General features: G+C 63.6%; 14 protein-coding genes. 8 read left to right on the top strand and 6 right to left on the bottom strand.

The features are described from left to right. Positions 1-183: 183 nt before the first annotated feature. Complete coding sequence (locus ACJO2E_RS18505; protein WP_406965823.1) at positions 184-1,491, top strand: TRAP transporter large permease; 1,308 nt, start codon at positions 184-186, stop codon at positions 1,489-1,491. A 14-nt stretch (positions 1,492-1,505) separates the two neighbouring features. Continuing rightward, positions 1,506-2,717: an acyl-CoA dehydrogenase family protein gene (locus ACJO2E_RS18500; protein ID WP_406965822.1), complete on the top strand. Its 1,212-nt coding sequence runs from the start codon at positions 1,506-1,508 to the stop codon at positions 2,715-2,717. A gap of 67 nt (positions 2,718-2,784) precedes the next feature. Here ACJO2E_RS18500 and ACJO2E_RS18495 read toward each other — a convergent pair whose 3' ends face one another. The 6 genes from ACJO2E_RS18495 to ACJO2E_RS18470 are packed head-to-tail and all read right to left on the bottom strand — an operon-like array spanning position 2,785 to position 7,444. Further along, positions 2,785-3,726, bottom strand: coding sequence for an alpha/beta hydrolase (locus ACJO2E_RS18495; protein WP_406965820.1), 942 nt, complete (start codon positions 3,724-3,726; stop codon positions 2,785-2,787). A gap of 23 nt (positions 3,727-3,749) precedes the next feature. After that, positions 3,750-4,124 (bottom strand): hotdog family protein, encoded by a 375-nt coding sequence (locus ACJO2E_RS18490; RefSeq protein ID WP_406965819.1) that lies wholly within the window; start codon positions 4,122-4,124, stop codon positions 3,750-3,752. After that, positions 4,121-4,516, bottom strand: a complete 396-nt coding sequence (locus tag ACJO2E_RS18485) for a MaoC family dehydratase (RefSeq protein WP_406965818.1) — start codon at positions 4,514-4,516, stop codon at positions 4,121-4,123. Before ACJO2E_RS18485 ends, ACJO2E_RS18490 begins: the two co-directional genes overlap by 4 nt. Before the next feature lie 2 nt (positions 4,517-4,518). Next, positions 4,519-6,033 (bottom strand): acyl-CoA synthetase, encoded by a 1,515-nt coding sequence (locus tag ACJO2E_RS18480; protein WP_406965817.1) that lies wholly within the window; start codon positions 6,031-6,033, stop codon positions 4,519-4,521. Beyond that, positions 6,030-6,803 carry an enoyl-CoA hydratase/isomerase family protein gene (locus ACJO2E_RS18475; protein WP_406965815.1) on the bottom strand — a complete coding sequence of 258 codons (774 nt, stop codon included), beginning with the start codon at positions 6,801-6,803 and terminating at the stop codon, positions 6,030-6,032. The genes ACJO2E_RS18480 and ACJO2E_RS18475 overlap by 4 nt, the downstream gene beginning before the upstream one ends. After that, the gene (locus ACJO2E_RS18470; RefSeq protein WP_328188458.1) at positions 6,800-7,444 is read right to left on the bottom strand and encodes a TetR/AcrR family transcriptional regulator; all 645 of its coding nucleotides are present in this window, start codon (positions 7,442-7,444) and stop codon (positions 6,800-6,802) included. The genes ACJO2E_RS18475 and ACJO2E_RS18470 overlap by 4 nt, the downstream gene beginning before the upstream one ends. Before the next feature lie 365 nt (positions 7,445-7,809). Here ACJO2E_RS18470 and ACJO2E_RS18465 point away from each other — a divergent pair, with 365 nt between their 5' ends. The 6 genes from ACJO2E_RS18465 (at position 7,810) to ACJO2E_RS18440 (ending at position 14,202) form a co-directional block, all read left to right on the top strand. Continuing rightward, positions 7,810-9,018 (top strand): substrate-binding domain-containing protein, encoded by a 1,209-nt coding sequence (locus ACJO2E_RS18465; protein ID WP_406965814.1) that lies wholly within the window; start codon positions 7,810-7,812, stop codon positions 9,016-9,018. A gap of 70 nt (positions 9,019-9,088) precedes the next feature. Then, positions 9,089-9,877 (top strand): ABC transporter ATP-binding protein, encoded by a 789-nt coding sequence (locus ACJO2E_RS18460; protein ID WP_406965813.1) that lies wholly within the window; start codon positions 9,089-9,091, stop codon positions 9,875-9,877. Then, entirely contained in the window at positions 9,870-10,595 is a 726-nt protein-coding gene (locus ACJO2E_RS18455; protein WP_406965811.1) for an ABC transporter ATP-binding protein, read from the top strand. Before ACJO2E_RS18460 ends, ACJO2E_RS18455 begins: the two co-directional genes overlap by 8 nt. Next, on the top strand, positions 10,592-11,677 hold the full coding sequence (locus ACJO2E_RS18450; RefSeq protein WP_406965810.1) for a branched-chain amino acid ABC transporter permease: 1,086 nt from the start codon (positions 10,592-10,594) through the stop codon (positions 11,675-11,677). Before ACJO2E_RS18455 ends, ACJO2E_RS18450 begins: the two co-directional genes overlap by 4 nt. Before the next feature lie 10 nt (positions 11,678-11,687). Then, complete coding sequence (locus ACJO2E_RS18445) at positions 11,688-12,890, top strand: branched-chain amino acid ABC transporter permease (protein WP_406965808.1); 1,203 nt, start codon at positions 11,688-11,690, stop codon at positions 12,888-12,890. Positions 12,891-13,176: 286 nt separating this feature from the next. Continuing rightward, complete coding sequence (locus ACJO2E_RS18440) at positions 13,177-14,202, top strand: NADP-dependent oxidoreductase (protein ID WP_406965806.1); 1,026 nt, start codon at positions 13,177-13,179, stop codon at positions 14,200-14,202. The last annotated feature ends 40 nt before the right edge of the window (positions 14,203-14,242 follow it).

Raw genomic sequence — 14,242 nt, 5'->3', positions numbered from 1 at the left:
GTGCAGGGCAACTCGGACATCTCCATCTGGGTGACCTACTACATGCTGCCCCTGGGCTGCGGGCTGATGGTGCTGGTGGTGCTGTACAAGCTGATCATGAGTTTCCTGCCCCAGGAGAGTGGCCTGGATACCGAGCGTGCCAAAGCCGACGAACTCGACCCGGACTGACGAGAGACAATAATAATGAGTGACGTACAGATTGGCCTGACCGGTCTTGGCCTGATCATCTTCCTGATTGCCCTGCGTATCCCCATCGGCGTCACGCTGGTGGGGGTGTCCTTTGGTGGCCTGTGGTACCTGATGGGCTTCAACGTGGCCTGGGGATCCCTGGGCATCATTCCCTACCAGTTTGCCACCAACTGGGTGCTCAGTTCGGTGCCCATGTTCCTGCTGCTGGGCTTTATCTGCTACCACACCCAGCTCACCCAGGGCATGTTCCGGGCGGCGCGGATGTGGCTGTCCGGCATTCCCGGGGGCCTGGCCATTGCCGCCATCTTCGGCTCCGCCGGGTTTGCGGCGGTGTCCGGTTCGTCGGTGGCCTGTTCCGCGGCCATGGGGCGGATTGCCGTGCCGGAAATGGTGAAGTACCGCTACAACCCGGAACTGGCCACCGGCACCGTGGCGGTGGCGGGCACCATCGGGGCGCTGATTCCGCCGTCCATCATCATGATCCTGTACGGCATCATCGCCCAGGAGTCCATCACCGGGCTGTTCCTGGGGGGGATCTCCGCCGGTATCCTCACCGCCATCGGTTACATCACCGTGGTGCTGGTGCGGGTCAAGCTGAACCCGGAGCTGGCCCCGGACACCAATGAACAGATTCCCTTCGCCGACAAGGTGTGGGCGCTGAAGGACACCTGGCCGGTGATCCTGATCATGATCGGTATCTTCGGCGGCCTGTTTGGCGGCATCTTCACGCCCACCGAGGCGGGCGCGGTGGGGGCCTTCCTGTCGCTGGTGGTGGCGGCCATCAAGGGCAGCCTGACCTGGGGGCGGTTCCGGGATGCGATCCTGGAAACCCTGCTGACCACCAGCGCGCTGATCATCATCGCCGTGGGGGCCAGCCTGCTGACCCGCTTCCTGGCCCTGTCCGGTGCCGGTGATTTCCTGTCCGAGTGGATCATCGGCCTGGATGCTTCCACCGTGGTGATCCTGCTGGCCATCGTGCTGATCTACATCCTGCTGGGCATGTTCCTGGAGCCCATTGGCGCCATGCTGCTGACGCTGCCCATCGTGTTGCCGATCATCGATAACCTGGGCCTGAGCCTGCTGTGGTTTGGCGTGGTACTGACCAAGTTGCTGGAGGTGGGCATGATCACCCCGCCCATTGGCATGAACGTGTTCGTGATCAAGAGTGTGGTGGGCAAGCTGGTAAGCACCGCGCAGGTCTTCCGGGGGATCTTCTGGTTCCTGGTGATGGACCTGTTCGTGCTGTTCCTGCTGATGGCCTTCCCGGACATCATCCTGTTCCTGCCGGGGCTGGGTAAGTAAGACGGAGATCAAGAATGAGCAACGACCTTATTTCAGTCGCAAGCTGCGCCGATGCCTTCCCGGACCGGGAAAAGGCTGAAGAGATCGCGGCCAGGGTGGAGCGCTTCGTCCGCGAGGTGGTTGTGCCTTACGAGACTGACCCACGGCGGGACCACCATGACTGTCCGACCGATGACCTGACCCGGGAGCTGCGGCAGAAGGCCCGGAAAGCCGGTGTGCTGACCCCCCATATCCTGCCGGATGGCAGTCACCTCAGCCAGCGTGGTACCGCCCGGGTGCTGATCAAGAGCGGACTGTCTCCCCTCGGCCCACTGGCCTGCAATACCGCCGCGCCGGACGAAGGCAACATGTTCCTGCTTGGCAAGATGGGCAGCGACAGGATCAGGGAGCGCTTCCTGGAGCCCATCGTCAGGGGAGAGAAACGGTCGGCGTTCTTCATGACCGAGCCGGCGGCGGAAGGCGGCGCCGGTTCCGATCCCTCCATGATGCTTACGGAATGCCGGAAAGAAGGCGATGAGTGGGTCATCAACGGTCGCAAGGCGTTCATCACCGGCGCCGAGGGGGCTGGCGTGGGCATCATCATGGCCAAGGCGCCCGAAGGCGCCTGCATGTTCCTGGTGGACCTGCCGGACCCGGCGATCCGGATCGACCGGGTGCCACGCACCATCGACAGCTCCATGCCCGGTGGTCATGCCACCGTCACCATCCGGAACCTGCGTGTGCCCGACGACCAGATGCTGGGCGCGGCGGGGGACGGCTTCCGCTACGCCCAGGTGCGCCTGGCGCCGGCCCGTTTGTCCCATTGCATGCGCTGGCTGGGGGCCTGTATCCGCGCCAACGAGATCGCTTCCGACTACGCCAACCGTCGCGTGGCGTTCGGCAAGCCGCTGGTGGACCACGAGGGCGTTGGCTTCATGCTGGCGGAGAACCTGATCGATATCCAGCAGTGCCAGTTGATGATCGACTGGTGCGCCAGCGTGCTGGACCGTGGCGATAACGGTAATGTGGAGAGTTCCATGGCCAAGGTCTCCGTCAGCGAGGCCCTGATGCGTATCGCCGACCGGTGCGTGCAGGTGATGGGAGGCTCAGGCGTGACCGAGGATTCCATCGTGGAGCAGGTGTTCCGGGAGGTCCGGGCCTTCCGGGTGTATGACGGTCCCACCGAAGTGCACAAGTGGTCCCTGGCCAAGAAGATCAAGAAGCACTGGAAGCAGGCTAACGAGTAAACGGCACCGGTCGCCATCCCCGCAAGGGTGCCCTGGCATCCCGGTCGGGGCCATTGGCGGTTCCTGATCAGGCCTCCCGATTCAGGAAGTCGGCCACCTGTCGGTAGGTATCCCCGCAGGCGTCCGGCACCAGGTCCTCCAGGTTCAGGTAGGCGTGGATCATGTCGGCGTAGTCCTTCAGCCGGCAGGTGACGCCTGCTTTCTCCAGCTTGCGGGCATAGGCAACTCCCTCGTCATGGAGCGGGCAGAAGCCGGCGGTGACCACTAGCGTTGCCGGCATGCCCTCCGGCACTGGCATATGTAGCGGTGATGCAGCGCGGCGGTCCTCGCCGCCAGCGAAATAGTGATCGAAATACCAGCGGATCCTGGCCTCCTCCAGCAGGTACCCCTCGCCGTGCCTGTTGATGGATGGGTGGTCCATGGTGTAGTCCAGGCTCGGATAGAGGAGGATCTGATCAGTCAGGTTCAGTTCAGGATCTCCCGCCACCTGCCGGCTGACGGTGGCTGCGTAGGTGCCGCCGCCGGAGTCCCCTGCCAGTGCCAGCCGGCGTTCAAAGACCACACTTTCGTTTTCCAGTAGCGACCACACCTGACGGGTCACCGCCAGGCAATCGTTGAGCCCGCCCGGGTAGGGGGTTTCCGGCGCCAGTCGGTAATCCACCGACAGCACCAGCCAGCCGCTGGCATCGGCCAGTTTGCGGGCGATGGGGTCGTAGACCTGGACGCTGCCGGCCATATGGCCACCGCCATGGAAGAACAGCATCACCGGCTTCTCGGTACCGGGGGCCGGATCGTAGAGTCGAACCGGAATGTTGCCGTCCGCGGACGCCACCTGCAGGTCCCTGACTCGGGGCAGATCCGGCGCCTGGGTAACAAAGGTGTTGGTAATGCCGGCCAGGCTGTCCCTTACCATCCGGGGAGTGGCTTCCACGCCGCGGGCCTTCTGATCGGCGACCAGGGGGTTGAGCTGGTCAAGCCAGGCGCGCAGGTTGGGATGTACGTTGGTCATCGGGTTCTCCATAGCCGGCGGGCTCAGTGCTGGAACAGCACCAGGGCTTCGCCATCGCAGATCAGTCGGCCATCGCGGCCGGTGCACCGGGTGGTCAGGTTCACCAGTGCCTTGTCCCGGCGCAGTCGGCTGACGGTCACCGACGCCTGCAGGGGTTCATCCGCGTCGGCGGTGGCGTGGAAGGTCATGGCCTGCTTCAGGTAATTGGTGCCGTGGCCTGGCAGGTCCTCGCCCAGCAGGCAGGAGAACAACCCCGCAATCAGTGGTTCCGGAACGCCCTGCCAGTCATCGTCCAACTGGCAAAGCTGGCTCCAGTCGTGGATGTCATCGGCGGAGAAACGTCGTTCCAAGGTGGCGGACTGGCCCTCGCTCAGGGCATCGAAACGTTCCAGGCTCATGCGGCGTCCTCCCGGGCCAGGGTCAGTTGGCACCGGCCGGTCAGGCAGGTTTCGCCGTCCTCCCGGGTGATGGTGGTCTGCAGGGTGAGGGTATTGCCGTTGCGGTCCAGTTCCTCCACGGTCAGTTCCAGCGCCTCACCGGCGTAGGCCGGGGACGGGAACATCAGGTCCTGGCTCTCGAGCACGGCGCCGGGCCAGGTGCGGGCCAGCAGGCTGCGCACCACACTGAACAGCAGCATGCCGTGGGAGACGGTGCGGCCAAAACTGGTGCGGGCCGAAAACTCCGGGTCCACATGGATCGGGTTGTGGTCGCCGCTGAGGCGGGCGAAGCGGTCGAAGTCCGCCTGGGTGAGCATGAAGGTCTGCTCACAGGGAATGGTGGTGTCGGTCATGGTCAATCCTGTCTGAGAACCTGTTTGGTTACCTTGCCCAGGGCGTTACGGGGCAGCTCTTCCACGAACTGGAAGTACCTGGGCACCTTGTAGCCGGCCAGCCGTTCCCGGCACCAGGCATTGAGATCGGTCGAATCCGGTTCGTCGCTGTCGGGCTTCAGGCACAGGAAGGCCTTGCCCACCTCGCCCCATTTCTCGTCCGGCACGCCGATCACCGCCACCTCGCTGACAGCGGGATGTTCCACCAGTACCCGCTCCACCTCGGCGGGGTAGACGTTCTCTCCGCCGGAAATGAACATGTCCTTCCAGCGGTCAACGATGTAGTAGCAGCCGTCCTCGTCGCAGCGGGCCACGTCGCCACTATGCAGCCAGCCGTCCGGCTCGATGGCCTCGCGGGTGGCATCGGGGCGGTTCCAGTACCCCGGTGTGATGTTGGGGCCGCGGATCAGCAGCTCGCCGGATTCGCCCGGGGCGACATCTTTTCCATCGGTGCCGACAATGCGGACCTCGGTGAGCAGTTGTGGGCGCCCCACGGAGCCGATCTTGTCCAGCACATCCGCTTCATCCAGCAGGAACACGGTGGGGCCGGTTTCGGTCATGCCCATGCCGGTACGTACCCGGATGCCCTGGTCCACGAATCGCCGGGCCACCGGCAGGGCCAGCGGCGCGCCGCCACAGCCCCAGGAGCGGACGTTACGCAGCCGCTCCCCGCTGAACGACGGGTGCTCCAGGATCGCCTGGTAGACCGCCGGCACCCCGAAGAAGATGGTGGCGCGCTTCTCCAGCACGTCCATGGTCTGGTCCGGGTCGAAATTGCGGGCCACCAGCACGCAGCCGCCCGCCAGGAACACCGCCGAGGAGTAGAGGTTAATGCCGGCGGTGTGGAACAGGGGCAGCACGTTCAGCAGGGTGTCCTGGCCGGTCAGGTCCACCGCCAGGCCGATGTTCAGGTAGTTGCTCATCATCATGCGGAAGGTCTGAATGACCCCCTTGGGCCGGCCGGTGGTGCCGGAGGTGTAGAGCAGGTACCAGGGGGTATCCGGGTCCCGGTCCGGATGGGCGCGCAGGTCCGGCTGCGTATCCGCCAGGTCCGCATCGTAATGGCGGCAGTCATCGGCCCTGCCGTCCAGGTCCACCAGTTGATCGGTATAGCCCGAGGCCCTGAGTTTGCGGGCGCTGTCGGTGAATTCCTCACCGAACACCAGGACGCCGGGGGAGCAGTCCTCCATCAGCTGTTCCAGCTCCGGCTGGGCCAAGCGCCAGTTCAGGGGCACCAGGATGAGGCCGGCCTTGGCGCAGCCGAACAGCATGGCGAAGAATTCCGCCCGGCTATGGCCCAGGAAGGCGACCCGGTCACCCTTACTCAGACCCCAGTGGCTGAGGGCTGCTGCGGCAAAGCGGGCCGCCTGTTCGTTGAGCTGTCGATAGGTGTAGGCACGTCCCGATGCCAGGTCCTCGAGGGCCGGACGATCGGGGGTGACGCGGGCCCGGTGGCCCGCCAGGTCAAACATGTTCATGGGGTCCTCCCGAGAAAGTCAGCCATGCCCCGGTCGGCTTCGTCGGTGATGATCTGTTCCAGGAACTGCTGGCGTTCCTGCTCCAGTGCGCCGGCGATACGATCCGCGTCCGGCCGGTTCAGGAGCAGGGTGCGGGCGACGCTGCCGGGCTGTTTGCAGGTCAGGTTAGTGGCGATGTCGAGGGCACGGGCCAGTTCGCCATCGGCGGGCGCCGGGTACTGGGCCAGCCCCCAGGCCAGGGCCTCCTGTTGCGAAATGGTGCGATTGGTGAGTTGTACATCCAGTGCCCGGGCGCGACCAATGCGCTCCGGCATCAGCGCCGTCCAGCCACCATCGGGGCTGAAGCCCACCACGGTGTACCAGGGGGCGAAACTGGCGCGGGGGCCGGCCACCACAATGTCGCTGGCCAGGACCAGACCCAGGGAACCGCCGGTCACCATGCCGTGCAAGGCGGTTACGGTGGGCACCGGCAGGGTCAGCAGTTGCAGGATCACGTCATTCAGGGTGCCGACTACCCTGCTGGCGTAGGACTCCCGCCCATGGCGAGGCGTGTTGTGGAAACCGGCGACATCGCCACCGGTGGAGAAGGATTTCCCGGCGGCATCGATCAGTAGTGCAGCGGGCTGTTCACGTCGGCATTGGGCCAGCGCCTCCTTCAGATCGTCCAGCAACTCCGGGACCAGGGCGTTGTGGCGTTCCGGGCGGTTGAGGGTGAGCCGGGCGATGCCGCCCTCCTGACGATAGATGACGTGTGTCAGTCCGCGAGTCACGACTTGTCCCTCCCGTTCAGGGCGAGGCCGTTGCGCAGGAAATCCGACATGGTCTCCACGATCGGATCGAAGGCGTGCTCCCCTTCGCTGGCGCGCTGGTCCCAGAGGGCGTATTTCAGGGCCAGGAAGTGGGACAGTCCCATCAGCGCCCAGGCCCGGTGCTGGTTGTTGCCGGGTCGGATCTCGCCCTTGCGGGTGGCGGTATTGAGCATGTCGGTATAGCCCCGGGCGAAGGTCTCGTAATACTCCTGGTAGATGGCCTGATCCACGAACTGGGCTTCCTGCAGGACCCGGTACAGGGACGGGTGATCCGACAGGTATTGCAGGAACGCCCGGAGCCCCTGTTCCTCCGCCTCCAGCCGGTCGCTGGTGCCGATCACCTGGGCGGCCAGGTGGGCCCGCAGTTTGTGGCCCAGGTCCATGACCAGCTCCCGCAGGATTTCTTCCTTGCTGGTGAAATAGGTATAGAAGGTGCCCTGGGCGACACCGGCGGCCTTGGTGATGTCGGTGACCCCGGCACGGTGATAGCCCAGGGTGCCGAAGGTGTCTTCCGCCGCCTTGAGGATCTTTGCCCGGGTGCGGGCGCCGCGGGCGGTCTTGGGTGCGCCGGGGGACTGCGGGGCCTGTGTTGTTGTACTCATCAGCCTTGTCCTTCTGCCGTGTGGTGACGGAGCCGGGTCCATCCACCCTGATGGGCGGGGTTGGTCAGTTACCGGGTTTCATGATTGCGAAACATGAATCAGTCGTCAAGTAATCTAGGAAAGCGCGCCATCCCTGTCAAGGCGTAAAAAGTCAGTAATAACAGGCTTTTTTTCGCATTCGAGAAAATTTATCTATCACTATACGTTCAGTTAATAGTCAAAAAAGAGAAATTTTTTCTTGATAAAACCTGAATCGGTTGTCATATTTTAAGTCGAACAATGACACAACAAGGCGGAACGTTCACCGACAGGTCGTCCGCCGCGCCATAACCAGAAGCCCGACAACAACAAAAGGGGATCGTCGTATGAAGCGCATCATGCTTGCAGCCGCTATTTCCGTTGGCGCTCTGTCCGCCCAGGCGGACGAAGATGCCATCCGGATTGCCCACGTCACCGGTTTCACCGGTGCACTGGCACCCTATGCCGAACAACTGGACATCGGTCTCAGCATGGGGTTTGAGTACGCCACTGACGGCACCATGGAAATCGAGGGGCGACAGATCCAGATCGCCCGCAAGGATACCCAGCTGGATCCGGCCCGTGCCCGGGCCCTGGTCGAGGAAGCCTACGCCGAGGATGATGCCCATATCGTGGTGGGACCGGTATCCTCCGGTGTTGCCCTGGCCACCCTGCCGCTGGCCCAGGATTACGAGCGCATCATCATGCCCGAAGGGGTGGCCGACGCCATCACCGGGGCTGAATGGAACCGCTACGTGGTCCGGGTGGGCCGCAACTCCTCCCAGGATGCCGTCTCCAACGCGGTCGCCCTGGGTGAGCCTGGTGTTTGTGTGTCCACCATCGCCCAGGACTACGCCTTCGGTCGTGATGGCGTAGCGGCTTACAAGGAAGCCATGGAAGCCGAGGGGGGCAAGATTGTCCACGAGGAATACCTGCCCACCGACGCCACCGACTTCACCGCCGCCGCCCAGCGCCTGTTTGATTCCCTGAAAGATCGCAGCGACTGTGAACAGGGCAAGTATATCTTTGCCATCTGGGCCGGTTCCTCCAACCCTCTAGGTCGTATCCAGGACCTGGACCCGGGTCGCCATGGCATCAAGCTGGCTACCGGCGGCAACATCCTGGCGGCCATGGTTGGGTATTCCGACTTCCCGGGCATGCAGGGGGCCGGCTTCTACTACTTTGAGTCGCCGGACAACGAGATCAACGACTGGCTGGTGAAAGAGCACTTCGACCGCCACAACTCGGCCCCGGACTTCTTCACTGCCCAGGGGTTTGCCCAGGCCATGGCGATTACCGCCGCCATCCGCAAATCCGGTGGTTCCACCGATGCCGAGGACCTGATCGCGGCCTTCGAGGGCCTGGTGTTCCAGACGCCGAAGGGTGAGATGGAGATTCGTGCCGAGGATCACCAGGCACTGCAGGACATGTATCACTTCGAGATTGAGGTGGAAGAGCGCGACGACTGGTTTGCCGGTCGCACCGTGGAAGCGGGCGTTCCCAAGCTGATCCGGGTGATCGACCGCAAGGAGATGGAGATTCCGGTCCGTAACTGAGCGGTTCCCGCTCCATGGCCCCCGGTACGCCGGGGGCCGCAGTCTCTGGAATACAAAAGCGGAGTGGTTCATGTCATCCCAACAAGCGGTTCTTGAAACCCGCGACCTGACTATCAACTTTGGTGGCCATGTGGCGGTCAACCAGGTCTCCTGCCAGTTCCACAAGGGGACCCTGACCTCCATCGTCGGCCCTAACGGCGCCGGCAAGACCACCTGGTTCAACCTGATTTCCGGCCAGCTGAAGGCGACGGCCGGCCAGGTGATCCTCAATGGCGAGGACATCACCGGGCTCACCGCCGCGAGCCGGGCCGACAAGGGCCTGGGCCGGGCCTTTCAGCTGACCAACCTGTTTCCCAACCTCACCGCCCTGGAAAATGTCCGGCTGGCGGTGGCGTCGCGCCACAACATTGGTCATGTCTTCTGGCAGATGGCCAGCCGGCGCACCGACCTGACCGACCGGGCCATGGCCTACCTGGAGCAGGTCAACCTGGCCAGCCGGGCCGAGTACCTGGTGGCGGGCCTGCCCCATGGCGACCAGCGCAAGCTGGAAGTGGCACTGATGCTGGCCCTGGAGCCGGAAGTATTCATGTTCGACGAGCCCACGGCCGGTATGAGCGTGGACGAGGTACCGGTGATCCTCGACCTGATCGCCGATATCAAGAAACAGCAGGACAAGGTGGTGCTGCTGGTGGAACACAAGATGGATGTGGTGCGCTCCCTGTCGGATCGCATCGTGGTGCTGCACAACGGTGAACTGGTGGCTGACGGCGAACCCTCCGAGGTGATTGCCTCGCCGGTCGTCCAGGAGGCCTACCTGGGGGCTGCCCCGGAAACCGAGGCGGAGGTGTCCCATGGCTGAACCCATCCTCACCCTGTCCGGCGTCAAGGCGGACATCGACCAGTACCACATCCTCCATGGCGTGGACCTGGTGGTGCCGAAAGGCGAGCTGACCGTGCTGCTGGGCCGCAACGGCGCGGGTAAGAGCACGACGCTACGCACCATCATGGGCCTGACCACCCTGACCGGCGGCACCGTGACCTACCAGGGGCAGGACATCAGCCGCTGGCCGACCCCGAAGATTGCCCGGGCCGGCATCGCGTTCGTGCCTGAGAGCATGGGCATCTTCGGCCTGCTGAGCGTACGGGAGAACTTGGTGCTGGCAGCCGTCAACGGCCCCATGGATGATGCCCGGCTGCAGTGGATTTTCGACCTGTTCCCGCCCCTGAAGAAATTCTGGGACAAGCCGGCCGGCACCCTGTCCGGTGGCCAGAAGCAGATGCTGGCCATCGCCCGGGCGGTGATCGAACCCCGGGAGCTGCTGCTGGTGGACGAGCCCACCAAGGGGCTGGCACCGGCCATCATCAACGACCTGGCAGATGCCTTCGAGCAACTCAAGGCGCAGCAGGTGAGCATCCTGCTGGTGGAACAGAACTTCAACTTCTCCCGCCGCCTGGGCCAGTCCGTGGCGGTGATGAACGACGGCGCGGTGGTGCATGCCGGCACCATGGCTGAGCTGGCGGAGAACGATGAACTGCAACAGGACCTGCTGGGCCTGGGACTGGGAGCACACCAATGAGCGAGGAGACCACTGCCATGCCGATGTCCGATGCCGGTTCCGACTCTGTCCGGCAACGTCGCAGTCCGCTCAAGTGGCTGGCGGAATGTCGTGACAACCAGGCTCACCTCTTTCTGCTGGGAATCATGCTGTTGGTGTCTGTCGCGGTTATCGATTTCCAGACCTGGCTGGTGCTGACCATCAGCGGGGTGGCCATGGGCGCCATGCTGTTCCTGATGGCCTCCGGCATGACCCTGACGTTCGGGCTGATGAGTGTACTCAATCTGGCCCACGGGGCGTTTATCTCCCTGGGTGCCTTTGCCGGCGGCACCGTGCTGGCCTTCTGGCTGGACGGCTTCACCGACGCGCCATCGTTACTCACCAACCTGGTGGCCATCGTTCCTGCCCTGCTGTTTGCGGCCCTGGTGGCCGGCGTGGTGGGGCTGGTGTTCGAGAAGCTGGTGATCAAGCCGGTTTACGGCGACCACCTCAAGCAGATCCTGGTGACCGTGGGCGGCTCCATCATCCTGATGCAACTGATCGAGGTGATCTGGGGGCCCAACGAGATCCCCGTTACCCGTCCCGAGTCCCTGAGTGGCGCCTTCTTCGTGCCGGAGTTCCTGCCGCTGATCGGCGGCATCGTGCTGGAGAAATACCGCCTGCTGGCGGTGGTGCTGGGGCTGGCCATCTACGCCGCCATGCTGTGGGTCATCGACCGCACCCGTATCGGCATCCTGATCCGCGCCGGTGTGGAGAGCCGCGAGATGGTGGAGATCCAGGGCTACCGCATCCACCTGCTGTTCCTGGGCGTGTTCGTCGCCGGTTCGGCTCTGGCCGGTCTCGGCGGTGTGATGTGGGGCATGTACAAGGAGCTGCTGACGCCCCATATGGGCGACGAGATGATGATCTCGGTGATCGTGGTGATCATCCTCGGTGGGCTGGGTTCCATTCGTGGCTGTTTCTACGGTGCCCTGCTGGTGGGGCTGATCAACCTCTACATCGGCTTTGTGGAGCCCCGGCTGGCGGCGGTGGCCACGGTTGGGCTGATGGTCGGGGTGCTCATGTGGCGGCCCCAGGGGCTGATCCCGGTGATCAAGGTTTAAGGAGATGAGTATGCTGAACCGAATCTTGTCCGGCGATTATCCCCGCAGCCGCCCGCTGACCGCGCTGCTGCTGATCATCGTCACCTGTCTGGTACTGGGGCCGTTCCTGTTTGACGGTATCCGTGCCTTCACCACCCTGGCCATGATCTGCGTGTTCATCATGGTGGTGGCCGCCTATGACCTGATGCTGGGCTACACCCACATCGTGTCCTTCGCCCACACCATGTTCTTCGGCATCGGCGCCTATGGTGTCGCCATGGCCATTGAGGGCATGGGTGACAGCTTTGGCGCCATCGGCGTGGGTCTGTTGGGCGCACTGGTGGTGAGTTTCCTGCTGTCGCTGCTGCTGGGCCTGTTGTCGCTACGGGTGAAGGCGATTTTCTTCGCCCTGGTGACCCTGGCGGTGGCCTTTGCCTTCCTCAGTCTGGTGACCCAGCTTTATCACATCACCGGCGGTGAGGATGGCATGCGTGTCCGCGTGCCCCGGGAACTGGGGCCGGCGTTCCGGCCCTTCGAGAAACCGCTTCCGGGGATCGATCTGCCCACGCTGCTCAAGGGCCTGCTGACCCAGCCCTGGAACCTGGGGCAGGTATGGCAGGACTCGCTGTTCGAGATGCGCTTCAACGGCCGCAATATCATGTACTACGTGCTGGTGCTGATGGCCACCGGGGTGTTCCTGTTCCTGCTGCGGCTGGTGAACTCACCGTTTGGCCGGGTGCTGCAGGCGATCCGGGAGAACGAGTTCCGGGCCGAGGCCCTGGGCTACCGTACCGTGGTCTACCGCACCGCGGTGGTGATCCTGGCGGCCCTGGTGGCCACCCTGGCCGGTGCCGCCTTTGCCCTGATCAACCGTTATGTGAACCCGGAGAACACCCTGAACTTCGAGTTGATGGTGTTCATCCTGCTGATGTGTGTGATTGGTGGCATGGGTACGCTGTACGGGGCCATTGTTGGCAGCACGCTGTTTATCCTGGCCCAGAACTATCTCCAGGACCTGCTGGGCTGGGTGGGGCAGTACACCGCCGGTATCCCGCTGGTGGAGAACCTGCTGGGAGAGGATCACTGGCTGCTGTGGTTCGGGGTGCTGTTCGTGCTCAGTGTGTACTTCTTCCCCGCCGGGGTGGTTGGGCAATTGCGGATCTGGTCGTTGCGGCGGCGCAATCGCCAGTCGCCGCCCTCCGGGCCTGAGGCCGAGCCTGTGACGCAGGCATGAGGTTGATTGGGGTCGCGGTGGAAGACACCCCGGGGGCGGGGAGGTCTTTCGCCGCCGCGTTGGAGGGGCGTCCTGCCACCCCAACGCTTCCGTGGCATCCATGTCACTGCTCTGAAAGACCTCCCCGCCCCCGGAGTGTCCCATACCTGGGAGTTGCCTACGGTGTACCTGTTGTAAGGTCCCTGCCTGTGGCAGCCCGTTGCCAACATTCGTCGTAACAGACGATGGCAAAAAACTACATAGGTGCCAAACTGTTTCCACTGATAAAAAGAAACAGGACCCTGACATGGCAAACCAACCACAGAACCGCCGGTGGATACTCCGCAAGCGGCCTGAAGCGGATATCACCGCCGACCACCTGGAACTGGTGACCGAACCGGTGCCTGACCTGCAGGACAATCAGGTTCTGGTCCGCAACGTCTACCTGTCCCTGGATCCCACCCATCGCCTGTGGATGAGCGACCGTGAGCAGTACCTGCCACCGGTGCAGGTGGGTGACGTGATGCGTGGCGGCACCCTGGGTGTGGTGGAACAGTCCCGCTCGGATCGATTCAGCCCCGGGGATATCGTCAAACCCATGGTAGGCGGCTGGGAAGCCTACACCGTTGCTGACGGGAAAATGGTGCGGCCGGTGGACCGGCATCCGGATATTCCCCTGTCTGCCTATATGTCTGTGCTGGGATCCACCGGCATCACCGCCTATTTTGGCTTTTTGGACATTGGCCAGCCCCAGCCGGGGGAAACCCTGGTGGTCTCGGCCGCTGCCGGGGCGGTGGGCTCCATCGTCGGCCAGATTGGCAAACTCAAGGGCTGCCGGGTGGTGGGCATTGCCGGCGGTCCGGAGAAGTGCCGCTGGCTGACCGAGGAACTGGGCTTTGATGGCGCCATCGACTACCGCAATGACGATGTGCCGGCGGCCCTGGACCGGTTGTGTCCGGATGGCGTGGACATCCAGTTCGAGAACGTGGGCGGCGATATCATGGACGCGGTCTACAATCGGCTCAATCTCAATGGTCGCCTGTCCCTGTGCGGCATGATTTCCCGGTACAACGATGAGGGCGTGATGCCCGGGCCGAGGGATTTCGGTCGGGTGCTGATGAAACGCCTGACGGTGAAGGGCTTTATCGTGCTGGATTACCAGAAACGGTTCCCGGAGGCCCTGGAGGCGTTGACTGGCTGGGTCAGCCAGGACCAGCTCCAGTGGAAAAACCACGTGGTGGACGGCCTGGACAATGCCCTTGACGGGCTGTCGCTGCTGTTCAGCGGCGGCAATGACGGCAAGCTGATGGTCAAGGTATCCGACGAACCCTGAAGTTTCTCCTGTAGCGAACCTCGAGCGGAGGCGATAGACA

It is taken from the genome of Marinobacter shunpengi, assembly GCF_045449695.1.
Taxonomy (GTDB): Bacteria; Pseudomonadota; Gammaproteobacteria; order Pseudomonadales; family Oleiphilaceae; genus Marinobacter.
This window is presented reverse-complemented; position numbering and strand designations above follow the sequence as displayed.

Bases quoted from the DNA above. Each gene is read 5' to 3' on its own strand.
- ACJO2E_RS18470 (WP_328188458.1), bottom strand. From the start codon at position 7,444: ATGAGTACAACAACACAGGCCCCGCAGTCCCCCGGCGCACCCAAGACC.
- ACJO2E_RS18495 (WP_406965820.1), bottom strand. From the start codon at position 3,726: ATGACCAACGTACATCCCAACCTGCGCGCCTGGCTTGACCAGCTCAAC.
- ACJO2E_RS18460 (WP_406965813.1), top strand. From the start codon at position 9,089: ATGTCATCCCAACAAGCGGTTCTTGAAACCCGCGACCTGACTATCAAC.
- ACJO2E_RS18440 (WP_406965806.1), top strand. From the start codon at position 13,177: ATGGCAAACCAACCACAGAACCGCCGGTGGATACTCCGCAAGCGGCCT.
- ACJO2E_RS18450 (WP_406965810.1), top strand. From the start codon at position 10,592: ATGAGCGAGGAGACCACTGCCATGCCGATGTCCGATGCCGGTTCCGAC.
- ACJO2E_RS18490 (WP_406965819.1), bottom strand. From the start codon at position 4,124: ATGAGCCTGGAACGTTTCGATGCCCTGAGCGAGGGCCAGTCCGCCACC.
- ACJO2E_RS18465 (WP_406965814.1), top strand. From the start codon at position 7,810: ATGAAGCGCATCATGCTTGCAGCCGCTATTTCCGTTGGCGCTCTGTCC.
- ACJO2E_RS18455 (WP_406965811.1), top strand. From the start codon at position 9,870: ATGGCTGAACCCATCCTCACCCTGTCCGGCGTCAAGGCGGACATCGAC.
- ACJO2E_RS18445 (WP_406965808.1), top strand. From the start codon at position 11,688: ATGCTGAACCGAATCTTGTCCGGCGATTATCCCCGCAGCCGCCCGCTG.
- ACJO2E_RS18480 (WP_406965817.1), bottom strand. From the start codon at position 6,033: ATGAACATGTTTGACCTGGCGGGCCACCGGGCCCGCGTCACCCCCGAT.
- ACJO2E_RS18485 (WP_406965818.1), bottom strand. From the start codon at position 4,516: ATGACCGACACCACCATTCCCTGTGAGCAGACCTTCATGCTCACCCAG.
- ACJO2E_RS18505 (WP_406965823.1), top strand. From the start codon at position 184: ATGAGTGACGTACAGATTGGCCTGACCGGTCTTGGCCTGATCATCTTC.
- ACJO2E_RS18500 (WP_406965822.1), top strand. From the start codon at position 1,506: ATGAGCAACGACCTTATTTCAGTCGCAAGCTGCGCCGATGCCTTCCCG.